Consider the following 12,596-nt stretch of genomic DNA (forward strand, 5'->3'; position numbering starts at 1 on the left):
GTCAGCAGCTCCGGGTGGCGTTGACCGGCATCGGCGAGCCGAGCACGGCCACGGTGGTCCCGTCGGTGAGCGCCGAGACGCCGTTCCGGCCGTCCTCGTCCGCGCGGGCCGCGGCGGTCCGGGCGGCGTCGTCGCTCGTGGTGTCCGCCCGCCGGTCGTCGCTCGATCCGTCGGTCGCGTCCCAACCGCGCTGGAGCAGCACCTGCCAGGCCGACGGCTCGTCCTCGTCGTCCGCTCCGAAGGACATCCGGTCGGCGCGGTCCGTCTTCGCGATCCGTCCCGCGATGTCGTCACCGACCTGCACGCCGCGGGGGCCGGAGAGCTCGACCGTGGTGCCGTTCCGCGTCCGGACGTCGTCGCGGAGGACGCGGATCTCGACCGCGTTGCCGAGGTCCGCGGGCGTCGCCAGGGCCGCGACCCGGATCGCCCCGCCCCACGTGTAGGTCGTGCCGGCGGGGAAGCACGCGCCACCGTCGCCCTCGGCCGTGTGCGTCCGGGCCGGCGTGCCCAGCAGTCGGTCGAGCACGTCGACGGTCGTGCGGGCGTCGCGCATGGAGACCACGGCGACGGTGCGGTCGTCGCGTTCGAAGACGAGCGACTCCGCGTGGAGCTCGACCGCGTCCACGTGCGCGAGCGTGCCGTTCGTCACACGCGGGGCGGAGGACGATCCCCACGACGGCTCCGATGCCCGAGCGGGCGCTCCGGACGCGATCGTGGTCGCCGACGCGGCGAGCACGGCGACGCCGAGCGCGAGTGCGGGGCGGAAGGTCATCCGTCGACCGTACGTCGTCGTTCCTCGTCGGGCGACAGGTGTTACCGAATCGGTTCCCGCCCGTCACCGGACCGTGATCTTCGACGAGGACGTCCGGGGGACACCGGGCTGGGCGGGAATGCCGCGACGGGTGCGTACCGTACGGGCCATGACGGACCAGTACACGATGCAGGACCCGACCGCGATGTACGCGGACAAGAAGCCCGACGAGCAGTACCTGCCGGGCGCCGGAACCGACGAGGAGATGGCGCAGAACGTCCCGGCCGACCACGGTGAGGACACCTACCGCGGCTCGGGCCGACTCGAGGGCCGGAAGGCGCTCGTCACCGGCGGTGACTCCGGCATCGGGGCGGCCGTCGCCATCGCCTACGCCCGCGAGGGCGCCGACGTGGCGATCTCGTACCTGCCCGAGGAGGAAGAGGACGCGAAGCGCATCGTCGGACTCATCGAGGCCGCCGGCCGCACGGCGGTCGCGCTGCCCGGTGACATCACGTCGAAGGAGTGGTGCGAGGAGCTGGTCGCGAAGGCCGTCGACGGCCTGGGCGGGCTCGACATCCTCGTGAACAACGCGGGCAAGCAGCAGAACGTCGACGACATCACGAAGATCTCGGACGAGGAGTTCGACGAGACCTTCAAGACGAACGCCTACGCGACGTTCCGCATCACGAAGGCCGCCGTCCCGCACCTCCAGCCGGGCTCGACGATCATCAACACGACCTCGATCCAGGCGTACGCCCCCTCGCCGCACCTGGTGCACTACGCGGCCACGAAAGCGACCGTGAACAACCTGGCCAAGGGCCTCGCCGCGCAGCTCGCGCCGAAGGGCATCCGCGTGAACGCCGTCGCGCCCGGGCCGATCTGGACGCCGCTGCAGCCGGCCGGTGGACAGCCGCCGGAGGCCCTGCCGTCCGCGGGCGAGCAGACCTACCTCGGCCGCTGGGGCCAGCCGGCCGAACTCGCGCCGGCGTACGTCTTCCTCGCCAGCGGCGAGTCGTCCTACGTGGTCGGTGAGACGCTCCACGTCGACGGCGGGATGCCGACGCCGTAGCGGCGACCCAGGACGGACGGGAGGCGCGGTGCCAGCTGGCACCGCGCCTCCCGTCCGTCCGTGGTCGGTCTGCGGTCAGACCGTGAGCCGCTGTTCCTCCGGTCGGACCGGCCGGACCGACGCGTGGAGCTCAGCTGTCGTCATCCGGCCGCGCTGCCACGCGTCGAGTGCGAAAGCGACCGTCCGAGCGGTCCGGAGCTCCGCGACATCGACGTCGGAGCGCGGATCGTGCAGCGCGACGTACAGCTCCGTCAGGGAGTCGTGCGACCCGAGTCGCACGGTCGGGACGCCAGCGGACCGTGCGACCCGCTCGACGGTCCGGTCGTCCGTCACCACGAGTGCACAGTCGGTGATGCGTCGCGCGGTGACGTCGGTCGAGATGTCGTGCGCGACGAGCGCCACGGGGATCGAGGACATGCGGCGGACGACCCGGAGGACCTCGTTCGACCGTGCGCCGTCGCGCTCGTCCAGCCGGAACACGGCGATCGAAGCCGCGCCGCGTTCGCCGGCCACCGCCACGACCGCGGCGGCGAGGTCCTCCGTGGAGAGTCCGATGTCGGTCTCCGCGCCGACCGTCAGCCCGACGCCGACGGGGGTGCTCGGGACCGCGGCGACGTCGGCGGCGTGGTCGATCCACAGCAGGTCGAGGGTGCCGGCCGCGATCGAGCCCGGGGTCGCGGGCTCGATGCCGTCGGTCAGGGTGATGCGCTCGCTCCCGGTGAGCCGGACCCGGTCACGGAGGGTCAGCGGTGTGGCGGTGTGGAACGTGTCCGGGAGCAGCGCCCGCCAGGCCTCGAGGAGGACGGAGCGAGCGAACGCCGAGCGTCCGGTGGCGATGTCGGCGATGAAGCGGCGTCGTGCGGGCATGTCCGGGCCTCCGGGGGCAGGTCGCTGATCGGGTGCTGTTCGGGTCCAGCTCCTCCATCATCGCAGACCGGTATGTGAAATACAGTACGGTCAGTGAGCGCCGCGGGGTGAGCGCAGCAGCAGCCACACGAAGTAGGGCGTCCCGACGAGCGCCGTCAGGATCCCCGCGCCGAGCTGCGCGGGCGCGATGACCGTGCGGCCGAGGAGGTCGCCGAGGCAGACGAGCACCGCGCCGAGCAGCACGGCCACCGGGACCACCCGGGCGTGCGGGCGACCCACGAGCGAGCGAGCGGCGTGCGGGGCCACCAGACCGACGAACCCGATCGTGCCGACCGCGGCGATGGCCGTCGCCGTGAGCAGCACCGACAGCGTCAGCAGGCCGAGCCGGGTCCGCCCGAGCCGGATGCCGAGCAGTCGCGGTGTGTCCTCGTCGAGCGACACGAGGTCGAGCTCGCGGTGGCGGGGGAGGACGAGCACGAGTGCGACCACGAGCACCACGACCACCGGCAGCGAGTCCTGCCACGTCCGGCCGTAGGTCGAGCCCGACAGCCAGGTCAGGGCCTTCGTGGCGTTGAACGGGTCCGTGACGACGATGAGCAGGCTGATGAGTGCGGTGAGTCCGGCCGACACCCCGACACCCACGAGCACGAGGCGGTTCTGCCGGAAGCCCCCGCGGGCCGCGAGACCGAACACCACCACCGCGGCGACCGCGGCGCCGACGAACGCGGCACCGGCGACGCCCCACGTCGTCGCTGCCGGGACCGCCGTGACGACGAGCACCGCCCCGAGTCCCGCGCCGCTCGAGACGCCGAGCACGCCGGGGTCGGCGAGCGGGTTCCGGGTGACGCCCTGCACGAGGGTGCCGGCGAGGGCGAGCGCGGCGCCGGCGAGCAGGGCGGCGGAGACCCGCGGGACCCGGGTGTCGAGGATGAACGAGATGCCCTGGTTCGCCCTGCCCGACAGCCAGTTCGCCACGTCGCCGAGCAGGAGCTTCGCGTCGCCGAGGAGCACGGCCGCGACGACGACCCCGGCGAGCACCACGACGAGACCGAGCACCGTCAGCGTGACCGCGAGCCGGCCCGGGATCCGGGTGACCTCGAGCGGGGTGGTCTGGCCCGTGTCGCGCATCCGCAGCGCCATCACGACGAGGAAGACCGCGCCGACGACGCTCGTGACGACACCGGTCGGCACCGACACCGCCCGGTCGCCGTGGACCACCGCGCGGAGGAGGACGTCGGACCCCATCACGATGCCGGCGCCGACCAGGCCCGAGACCGACAGGAGCGCCCACGACCGGTGCAGCGTCGGGAAGGTCCGCGCGACGGGGCGTACCAGTGCCGGAGCGCACAGCCCGACGAAGCCGATCGGCCCTGCGATCGTGACGGCCGCGGCGGAGAGCAGCACGGCGAGGACGACGGCGACGACCCGGGTGCTCCGGACCGGGACGCCGAGGCCGCGGGCGGCGTCGTCCCCGAGCGCCAGGGCGTCCACCCGGTGCGAGACGAGCAGGAAGCCGGCCACGCCGACGACGACCACCGGCAGCATCGGCAGCACCGTGTCGTAGCCGTTCTGGGCGATGCCGCCTTGGTTCCACGCGTAGAGGCCCTGCGTCTCCTGCGGGAAGAGCAGGACCAGGGCCTGGGTCACGGAACCGAGGCCGAGCGCGAGCGCCGTCCCCGCCAGGACGAGGCGCAGGGTGCCGCTGCCGAGGCCGGACAGCGCGAGCACGAGGGCCGCCGCGGCCAGGCCGCCGACGAAGGCCACCCCGCCCTGCGCGACGACCGGGAGGCCCACACCGGCGACGGACACGACGCCGAGCGCCAGGTACGCGCCCGCGTTCACGGCGAGCGTGTCCGGCGCCGCGAGCACGTTCCGGGTGACCGACTGCAGCGCGGCACCGGCGACACCGAGTGCGAACCCGACGACGAGCCCGGCGACGGCGCGCGGGAACCGGGACGCGACCACGACGGAGGCGTCGGCGGCGTCCGCGTGCCCGGTCAGGGCCTTCCAGACGGCTCCGGCGCCGACGTTCGCGGTCCCCTGCGTCGTGTCGAGTGCCGCCAGCGCCGCGACGACGGCGATCCCGGCGACCAGGAGCACGACGCCGAGCGCGGGCCGGGCGACGCTCGGGGAGCGCCGTCCGGCCCGCTGGGGCGTGGCGGAGTCGAGCACCGCTACTTCGTGAGCGCGGCGACCGCGGCGTCGACGTAGGCGTCCATCGCGCCCGGCCCGCCGAACATCCAGATGCCGTCGTCGAGACGGTGCACGTGGTCCTGCTCGACGAACGGCAGCGACTTCCACACGGCGTTCGAGGCGAGGGTCTTCCCGAAGACGTCGTCCTCGCTGGCCTTCGCGTTGTCGATGTAGAGGAACTGCGTGTCCGACGGGAGCTTGGTCAGCCCCTCGACGTCCGTCGAGCCGAGCCCGTACGCCGCGTCGCCCTCGATGCCGGTACCGGTCCAGGCGTTCTCGAGCCCGAGCTCCTCGTTCACGGCGCCGATGAGCGAGCCGGCGGTGTACGGCCGGATGGTGACCTGGTTCGACAGTACGTAGCCGTCCGCGAACGCCACCTTCGTGCCGTCCTTGCCAGCGTCGGCGATCTCCTGCTTGCCCTCCGCGATCTTCTCCTCGAGCGCCTTCCAGACCGACTCGGCCTTCGCGGTCGTGCCGGTGGCCTCGGCGATGAGGTCGAGCGTGTCCTTGATGGTGTCGAGCTGGTCGCCGGACTTGGCCGACGCGATCACGATCGTCGGTGCGATCTTCCGCAGCTGCGTGACGACCGAGTCCTTCAGGTCGGTCGTCGCGACGATGAGGTCCGGCGCGATCGACGCGATGGTGTCCGTGCTCGGCTCGCCGCGTGTCCCGATGTCCTTCGGGTCACCGGTCAGCGGCACCTTCGAGTCCCACTGGCTGTAGCCCGTGACGTCCGCGACGCCCGCGGGTGCGACACCCAGCGTCTCGAGGTCCTCGACCACGTTCCACTCGGTGCCGACGACCTTCTTCGCGGGGCCGTCGAGGGTCACCTTCGTGCCCTGCGCGTCCGTGACGGTGATCTTCGCGGCCGAGGGGCTGGCGTCGGTGGCGGCCTGGGTGGAGCCGCACGCCGTGAGGGCGAGGGCTGCTGCGGCGGCGATGGCGGTGGTGGCGAGGAGTCGTCGCTTCATGGCGGCTCGGGTTCTTCCTGTTCGGTGAGGGGTGGACTGTCGGCGCGGACCGCTGCGAGCGGCGCGGCCGTCAGCGTGCGGGTGCAGGGGTGGTCCGGCTGTGGTGCCGACCGACCGCGCGGGTGCGGAGGCCGCCGGTGGTCGGGTCGTGGTCGACCTCGACGCGGATGCCGTAGACGTCCGAGAGCCGGTCGGCCTCGAGCACTTCGGCGGGGATGCCGTCCGCGACGACGACGCCGGCGCGGAGCAGCACGAGCCGGTCGGCGACGGCGGCCGCCTGGTCGAGGTCGTGCAGGACGACGCCGACCGCCGTGCCGTGGTGGTCGGCCAGGTCGCGGACGAGGTCGAGCAGCTCGACCTGGTACCGGAGGTCGAGGTAGGTCGTCGGCTCGTCGAGCAGCAGCACGCCCGTCTGCTGCGCCAGGCAGCTCGCCAGCCAGACCCGCTGGAGCTGTCCGCCCGAGAGCTCGTCGGCCGGTCGCTCGGCCAGGCTCGTGAGCCCGGTCACGTCGAGGGCGTGCGCCACCACGGTCTGGCCGTCGGGGTCCTGACCGCCGAAGCGGCCGCGGTACGGGTGGCGGCCGAACGCGACGAGGTCGCGGACGCGGAGGCCGCCGGGCACCGGCCGACCCTGCGTGAGCAGGGCGACCTGCCGGGCGAAGGCCTTCGGCGTCAGGGCGAGGCCGTCGACGACGTCCGCGTCGGTGGTGACGGTCGCGTCGCTGCTGGTGGTGGTCGTGGTCGTGCCGGTCACGGTGGTCCCGGTCGCGTCGGCTCCTGCCGTCCCGCGCGGCCTGGAGGCACGGCTCGCCTCGTGCGCGTCGATCGCGCCGCGCAGGTCGACAGACCCGGAGCGGGCCTGCTGCAGTCGCGCGACGGTGCGGAGGAGCGTCGACTTGCCGGAACCGTTCGGACCGACGAGGGCCGTCACGGAGCTCCCGGCGAGTTCGAGGGAGGCGGCGTGGACGACGTCCTCGCCGTGGTAGCCCACGGTGACGTCGCGTGCATGCAGATCGACCACGAGGTAAGGGTAGCCTCACCTATGTTCGATCACCTAACGCCGGTGTGCTCAGAGCGTGAACGTGCGGAAGCGCAGGCTGCCCTCGAGTCGACCGAGCACAGCCCCCACCCTGATCGCAGCCGTGCGGAGGCGCCGTCGGCCGAGGGGGGCCCGCAGGATCGCCCAGGCAGTCGACGCGAGTTCCCGACACGACGAGCGCAGGGAGTTCCGGGCGCCGTGCGGCCGGTGCATCCGGAGCAGGAGCGGGTCGTACCGGCCGTAGGCGCGGGCGTTGCGGAAAGCCTGATGGATGGTCGGTCGGAGTCGGTAGTGCACGACGGCGTCGGGCGCGTAGGCGATCGGGAAGCCCGCGTAGGCGGCCCGCCAGCAGAGGTCTGTGTCCTGGCCCTTGACGGCGCGCGGATCGAACCCGCCCGTGGCGTCGAACGCCGCTCGGCTGAGGCCGAGGTTGCACGTCGGGGCGTAGGGGAGGTGTCCGAACCGACGGCCGAGGCCCGTGCTCGAGCGGATCTCCCAGACGTCCTCTCCGTTGATCCGGTCGTACTGCAGCCGGCCGCCGACGACGTCGTGCTCACGCAGCGCGTCGACCATCGCGGCGAGCCAGCCGTCGGCGACGACGTCGTCCGCGTCGCAGAACACGAGGAGGTCGGTCTCGATCGCGGCACTTCCGGCGTTGCGTGCGGGCCCTGCTCCCAGTTCCGCTGAGGAATCGATCACGTGCAGGTGCCAGTCGGGCGGCCAGTTCACCCGGTCGCAGCGAGCGCGGACCGGCTCGACCGGTGTGCCGTTGCAGCTCAGGACGAGTTCGACTGCGCCATCGTGCTGCTGCTCGCTCAGGGCGGTGAGCTGCTGGTCGAGGTACGCGTTCGAGGGGCCGACCGCAACGACGATCCCCACGCTGGTCGGCCCTGTCGCAGCTGCTGACATGTGTTCCTCCCTGATCCGTCTGCAATGTCAAATATCGCACATCGTCCTATGACGTGCAAGTACGTCAGTGTGCACCAGGGCTGGTAGTGTCCAAGGGTCCGATCAGTGCCCGCCCAGGGGGAGCGATGTACACCTTCCACCTCGTCCTCAGCACGATCGGTCGTTCCGATGCTCTCCAGCACTTCCTCGACACGCTCGACGCGCAGGGCGAGTCGGTCTTCATCACCCTGGTCGAGCAGTCCGGAGCGCCGTCGTGCGCGACCATCATCGCGCCGTGGGTCGCTGACGGTCGCGCCGAGTACGTCCACGAACCGGTCGTCCGCGGACTCAGCCGAGGTCGGAACCGTGGCATCCGCGAGCTCCGGGGAGACATCGTCGGCTTCCCGGACGACGACTGCTGGTACCCCGACGGGCTCCTGGCCTCGGTGCGGGAGCGGCTCGGGCGCGCGGGCGTGGACGGCCGTCGCCCGGACGGCGTTTCCACCCGCCTGAGTGCGCCGAACGGTGCGGCGAACCTTCTCCGGTGGTTGGACGAGCCGGTGACCATCACAGCGTCGAAGATCCCGCGGACCGTGACGAGCGCGACCCTGTTCCTCCGCCGCGACGTCGTCGAGCGTGTCGGCGACTTCGACGAGATGCTCGGATCAGGGTCCGGCACGCCGTTCGGGGCGGGCGAGGAGACCGACTACGTGCTGCGCGCCCTCGCGCTGGGGGCTGTGATCGACTACCGCCCAGAGCTGCGGGTCTACCACCCGGAGTGGCGCGACGAGGGCCCTGAGCGTGAAGTCCTCGCGAAGGTCCGGCGCTACAACCGCGGGTTCGGTCGGGTCCTCCGGAAGCACCACCGCTGGGGTGAGGCGGCGTTCTGGATCGGTCGCTCCTGTGCTGCGGTCCTGGTTGCGTTCGTTGCGCGTGACTCCGGGCGCGCCCGGTTCCAGGTCGCTCAGTTGCGCGGGCGCCTCGAGGGCTTCATCGCCAGGGTCTGACCGTGTTCGGTCGTCGTTGCGACCTGACGTCGGCGCAAGCCCGTCACGCAACGGCGCCGGCGGATGATCGCAATCGCGACGCGAGACCGCTGACGAGCCGCCGCAGGGATGGCGTCGCGCCGATCCCGGCGACGATGGCGACCAGTCCTGCCGCCGTTCCCAGGAGCAGGGCCGCGACCGGACTGTCACCGGCCGTGCGGACCGCGCCGTACGCAGCGCAGCCAGCGACGACGGCGACCATCGCGGGGGTGGCGACGGCGGACAAGAGGTCCGTCAGCCGAAGCGGTCCCCCGCGGGTCGCGATGATGAAGCCGGGGACGACGATGACCGCTTCGGCGCACACGTACGCGATCGCCATGCCCTCGAGGCCCCACGGCACACCGGCGAAGAACGACGCGAACACGAGGGGTCGCGTCACCAGCGCCCAGCGCCGCTGCGACCGGAAGCGGCCGGTCGACACGAACACCCAGACGGTCACGTACCCGACCGTCTGCGTGACGCCGGCGAGCGCGAGTAGGCGGAAGACGTCACCTGCCGCGGCCCACTCGTCGCCGAAGACGGTGGCGATGAGTGGTGTCGCGAGGACGGCCGCGACGGTGAACGCCGGCCAGAGCACGAGCGCTGCCAGGCCGACGGCAGCGCGGTACCAGCGACGGAGCCGTTCGTCGTCCGCGGCGGCGCGACTCAGCGTCGGGACTGCGACGCGTCCCGCGGGCCCCAGGAGCTGCTCCAGCGGGAGGGTGAGCAACTGCATCGCCTGCGCCCAGAGACCGGCAGCCGTGGGGCCCGCAGTCGCGCCGATGAGGACGCGGTCGACGCTCCTGCTGCAGAAGTTGAGCGCCTGCACCGTGATGGCGTTCCCTGCCATCCGGACTGCGGCGCGAGCGACGGGATCACGTTGCGGGCGCACTGGACGCCATCCTCCGGCGAGGACGATCGGCAGTGCCGAAGCCGTGGCGAAGACGACTGCCTGCCACACGAGCGCAGGCGCTCCGACGCCCGCGGCGACGAGCACCACCGCGGTGGCGCAACCGAGCGTCATCGACGTCATCTCGACCGCTGCGAGGAACCGGAAGCGGAGCCGACTCGAGAGCACCGCGGTGGGGACCGCTGCGAGTCCGGCGAACACGAACACGAGTCCGAGTGCCGGCGCCGCGGCCCTGAGCGAGGGTGGGCCGATCGGCACCGTCGCGAGCACCACCGCTGCCAACGAGCCGAGGGTCACGCCCGCGGCGGTGTTCAGGAGGTGGAGTGTCGAGCGCGCTGGTTCGGGCATCGTGTGGTCCCGCGCGACCACCGTGGCGACGCCGGAGCCCCTCAGGAGTTCCGCTGCCGCTGACGCGATCAGCACCACCGCTGCAGCCCCGTACTCGGTGGGCCCGAGCACCCGAGCGACCACGATCACGGTGCCGAACTGCAGGACGAACCGTACCCAGGTCCCGATCCCCGTCGTCAGTGTGCCGCGTACCGCCGATGCCGCCAACGACACGGTCGGGAGCAGTCCGGTGGCGCTCACGCCGCTGTGGTCCGGACGCCGGACGTCGATGCGTTCACGGGCAGGCTCTCCCAGGCGGATCGCACGATGTCGTGGAGGTCGTGCCGAGCGCGCCAGTTGAGGTCCTGCTGTGCCCGGCTGGTGTCCGCGACCACTGCTGCCGGGTCTCCGGCCCGCGGTGGTGCGATCACGGGGCGGATGTCTCGCCCGGTGATGTCGGCGACCACGTCGAGCACCTCGAGCACGGAAGCGCCGCTCCCGGTGCCGATGTTGTACTCGGTGTGGTCGAGCGGTCCCTCGTCCAGGGCATCGAGCGCCGCGAGGTGCGCTTCGGCGAGGTCGCTCACGTGCACGTAGTCACGGATGCAGGAACCGTCTGGCGTGCCGTGGTCGTCGCCGAACACCACCGGGTCCCCGCCGGCGAGCACGGTGTCGAGGGTGATCGGGATGAGATTCGCCGCCCCCGGATCGCGGAGGTCCGCCCAGCCCGCTCCGGCGACGTTGAAGTAGCGGAGATTGGCGACGCCGACCCCCGCCGCGGCCGCTGAGTTCCGGGTCATCCACTCGCCGACGAGCTTCGACTGTCCGTAGGGGTTGACGGGGGCGCACGCTTCGGACTCCCGCACGGGCCGACCCGCGACGTTCCCGTACACGGCCGCGGACGACGAGAACACGAGTCGTCGTACGCCCGTGGCCTCGACCGCGGCGAGGAGGTTGGTGAGGCTGCCGACGTTGCGCCGGAAGTACGCGGTCGGTTCGCGCGTCGACTCCGCGACCTGCTTCGCCGCAGCGAAGTGCACCACCGAGTCGACATCGTGTTCGACGATCATGCGCTCGAGCGACGACACCGCCCCGTCAGTCGCGAGGTCGACGCGGACGAGTGGCGTCCCGAGGACCCGGGATGCGTGGCCGGTCGACAGGTCGTCGGCCACGACGACCCGGTCGCCGCGTGCGCGGAGCATCCGGACGACGTGTGAGCCGATGTAGCCGGCGCCGCCGGTCACGAGAACGGACATCGAGCCTCCTGGTGGCTGTGAGCGATGTCTCTATTCTACGTGTGAAATATCACAACTGCAATCACAATGTTGTCAGCAGGGCGCTCCGCAGGTCCGTGCCATCCGCTCCAGCAGCTCGCGGGCGGCGAGTGCCGCGGCGAGCTCCACCTCGACCGGGTTGATCCCGATCGCCCGCTCGAACGCACGACGGCGTGCCTGGTCGGCGATCGGCACCTCGGGGCGCTGGGGCAGCACGGCGATCGCCCGGGCCGCGGCCTCGAACGCGCCGGGCGGGCGTCCGAGCTGCTCCCACATCGTGCGGAGGTCGTGCGCGACCTGGTCGGCGTCGCCGCCGAACTCGAAGCCGGCCGACGCCATGGTCGCGAGGCCCTGCGCGGTGGAGTCGTTCGGTGACATGGCGGCATCGTCACACGACTGCCCGGAAGGGCGCTGAGCAGCGCGGTTGTCCCCCGGAATGCCGACACCCGGACCGGGGATTCTGGTGTCCCCCGATCTGTACCAGGATCGGACGTGCACCCGATCGGGTGCACCCCGTGCCCCACGAGGGCACCCCGGACAGGACGTCCGGCGATCGGAGGGCACGATGCTCGAGAACACCAGCGCGGACACGCACGCCGCAGCGGCCGCGGCCGCCACCCTGCACCTGCGGATCACCATCGTGGGGGCGACGGTCGACCTGCTGCGCGACGTGCCCTTCCACGAGGCCCGGCCGGAGCACGTCGCCGAGCGCATGGGGATCTCGCTCGCCGAACTCGAACTGCACTTCCCGTCGTGGGACGGCCTCGTCCTCGCCGCGGTGGACCGGTGGAACGGCGGCCGCATGGAGGAGGTGACCGCCGAGGTCGGCGACGCCCCCACGGTGGACCTCCTGCGCGCGATCGTCGCCTCGAACGCCGAGGACCCGGCACTCGCGCGGCTCCTCGTCGCGCTGCTCTCGGTCGCGGGCAACCCCGCGCACCCGATGTCGACGTACCTCCGCTCGCGCTACCAGCTCTTCTTCTCGCGGATCAAGCGCGGCCTCGAGCGGGACATCGCCGTCGGGCGGGCCCCGCACACGATGGACCCGCGTCGCGGTGCCGAGCAGCTCATCGCCCTCTACGAGGGACTCCAGCTGCAGGCGCTGCTCCGCGGCGACATGGACCTCGTCCAGGCCTTCGACCGGGCGGTCGCCCGCCTCGAGGCCGGGTGGATGGAGCGCTACCAGCCCCAGGCGCAGGTCCGGCACGCCACGTGGAGCGACCCGGGCAGCTGGGAGATCTGACCCGCGGCCCGTTGGCCGCGCAGCGCAGACCCGGGCGGG

12 protein-coding genes are annotated in these 12,596 nt (G+C 72.3%); 3 read left to right on the forward strand and 9 right to left on the reverse strand.

Annotated elements, in window-relative coordinates; translation table 11 throughout:
• Position 1: 1 nt before the first annotated feature.
• Positions 2 to 772, reverse strand: coding sequence for a hypothetical protein (locus MON03_RS01350; protein WP_242090034.1), 771 nt, complete (start codon positions 770 to 772; stop codon positions 2 to 4).
• A 148-nt stretch (positions 773 to 920) separates the two neighbouring features.
• Here MON03_RS01350 and MON03_RS01355 point away from each other — a divergent pair, with 148 nt between their 5' ends.
• Positions 921 to 1,820: an SDR family oxidoreductase gene (locus MON03_RS01355; RefSeq protein WP_022902878.1), complete on the forward strand. Its 900-nt coding sequence runs from the start codon at positions 921 to 923 to the stop codon at positions 1,818 to 1,820.
• Between the two features lie 75 nt (positions 1,821 to 1,895).
• Here the strand turns inward: MON03_RS01355 and MON03_RS01360 are convergent, their stop codons facing one another.
• The 5 genes from MON03_RS01360 to MON03_RS01380 form a co-directional block, all read right to left on the reverse strand.
• Complete coding sequence (locus MON03_RS01360; protein ID WP_242090036.1) at positions 1,896 to 2,687, reverse strand: hypothetical protein; 792 nt, start codon at positions 2,685 to 2,687, stop codon at positions 1,896 to 1,898.
• A gap of 90 nt (positions 2,688 to 2,777) precedes the next feature.
• Positions 2,778 to 4,859: an iron ABC transporter permease gene (locus MON03_RS01365; protein ID WP_277927268.1), complete on the reverse strand. Its 2,082-nt coding sequence runs from the start codon at positions 4,857 to 4,859 to the stop codon at positions 2,778 to 2,780.
• A gap of 2 nt (positions 4,860 to 4,861) precedes the next feature.
• Positions 4,862 to 5,851, reverse strand: coding sequence for an ABC transporter substrate-binding protein (locus tag MON03_RS01370; protein WP_022902875.1), 990 nt, complete (start codon positions 5,849 to 5,851; stop codon positions 4,862 to 4,864).
• Positions 5,852 to 5,921: 70 nt separating this feature from the next.
• Positions 5,922 to 6,872 (reverse strand): ABC transporter ATP-binding protein, encoded by a 951-nt coding sequence (locus MON03_RS01375; protein ID WP_242090038.1) that lies wholly within the window; start codon positions 6,870 to 6,872, stop codon positions 5,922 to 5,924.
• Between the two features lie 48 nt (positions 6,873 to 6,920).
• Positions 6,921 to 7,799 (reverse strand): glycosyltransferase family 2 protein, encoded by an 879-nt coding sequence (locus tag MON03_RS01380; protein WP_242090040.1) that lies wholly within the window; start codon positions 7,797 to 7,799, stop codon positions 6,921 to 6,923.
• 125 nt (positions 7,800 to 7,924) lie between these two features.
• Here MON03_RS01380 and MON03_RS01385 point away from each other — a divergent pair, with 125 nt between their 5' ends.
• Positions 7,925 to 8,785, forward strand: a complete 861-nt coding sequence (locus tag MON03_RS01385) for a glycosyltransferase family 2 protein (RefSeq protein WP_242090042.1) — start codon at positions 7,925 to 7,927, stop codon at positions 8,783 to 8,785.
• A gap of 43 nt (positions 8,786 to 8,828) precedes the next feature.
• Here the strand turns inward: MON03_RS01385 and MON03_RS01390 are convergent, their stop codons facing one another.
• From MON03_RS01390 to MON03_RS01400, 3 genes are all read right to left on the reverse strand, one after another.
• Positions 8,829 to 10,301 carry an oligosaccharide flippase family protein gene (locus tag MON03_RS01390; protein ID WP_242090044.1) on the reverse strand — a complete coding sequence of 491 codons (1,473 nt, stop codon included), beginning with the start codon at positions 10,299 to 10,301 and terminating at the stop codon, positions 8,829 to 8,831.
• Positions 10,298 to 11,296 carry a UDP-glucose 4-epimerase GalE gene (gene galE, locus MON03_RS01395; RefSeq protein WP_242090046.1) on the reverse strand — a complete coding sequence of 333 codons (999 nt, stop codon included), beginning with the start codon at positions 11,294 to 11,296 and terminating at the stop codon, positions 10,298 to 10,300. Before galE ends, MON03_RS01390 begins: the two co-directional genes overlap by 4 nt.
• 72 nt (positions 11,297 to 11,368) lie before the next feature.
• Positions 11,369 to 11,692 (reverse strand): hypothetical protein, encoded by a 324-nt coding sequence (locus MON03_RS01400; RefSeq protein WP_242090048.1) that lies wholly within the window; start codon positions 11,690 to 11,692, stop codon positions 11,369 to 11,371.
• A gap of 187 nt (positions 11,693 to 11,879) precedes the next feature.
• Between MON03_RS01400 and MON03_RS01405 the strand changes: the two genes are divergently transcribed.
• Entirely contained in the window at positions 11,880 to 12,557 is a 678-nt protein-coding gene (locus MON03_RS01405) for a TetR/AcrR family transcriptional regulator (protein WP_242090050.1), read from the forward strand.
• The last annotated feature ends 39 nt before the right edge of the window (positions 12,558 to 12,596 follow it).

It is taken from the genome of Curtobacterium sp. DN_7.5 (assembly GCF_022655355.1).
Taxonomy (GTDB): domain Bacteria; phylum Actinomycetota; class Actinomycetes; order Actinomycetales; family Microbacteriaceae; genus Curtobacterium; species Curtobacterium luteum.